Origin of the sequence: Bradyrhizobium sp. IC4060 (genome assembly GCF_020193715.1) — a bacterium.
Lineage (GTDB): Bacteria > Pseudomonadota > Alphaproteobacteria > Rhizobiales > Xanthobacteraceae > Bradyrhizobium > Bradyrhizobium yuanmingense.
In genome coordinates this window covers 1-443 of sequence record NZ_JADYVJ010000085.1, presented here as the reverse complement: position 1 = coordinate 443, position 443 = coordinate 1, and the positions used below count along the sequence as shown (strand labels likewise).

The window sequence follows — 443 nt, the reverse complement described above, 5'->3', positions numbered from 1 at the left end:
GAAGGTCGGTATCACCGGTTTTTGCTACGGCGGCGGCGTCAGCAACGCGGCGGCGGTGGCGATCCCGGAGCTGGCCTGCGCGGTGCCGTTTTACGGTCGCCAGCCGCCGCTGAAGGAGGTTGATAAAATTAAAGCACCGCTGCTGCTGCACTATGCCGGCCTCGATAGCGGCATTAATGAAGGCTGGCCTGCCTATGACCAGGCGTTGAAGGACCACCATAAAGTCTACGAGGCCTATCTCTATCAGGGCGTGAATCACGGCTTTCATAATGATTCCACGCCGCGCTACGATCGGGCTGCGGCTGATCTGGCCTGGCAACGCACGCTGGCATGGTTTGAGAAGTATTTACGCTAGCGCAACCGTCATAAATAGCGCTACCGCTCGCTCAAAAAAACGCTATATAATTTATTATATAACGATTGGGAGGGCGCGATGGAAAATC

1 pseudogene is annotated in these 443 nt (G+C 55.5%); it reads left to right on the top strand.

From position 1 onward, the window contains the following. Window positions 1-355, top strand: a pseudogene (gene yghX / locus I6F16_RS37595) (YghX family hydrolase); the annotation flags it as partial. Window positions 356-443: the final 88 nt, after the last annotated feature.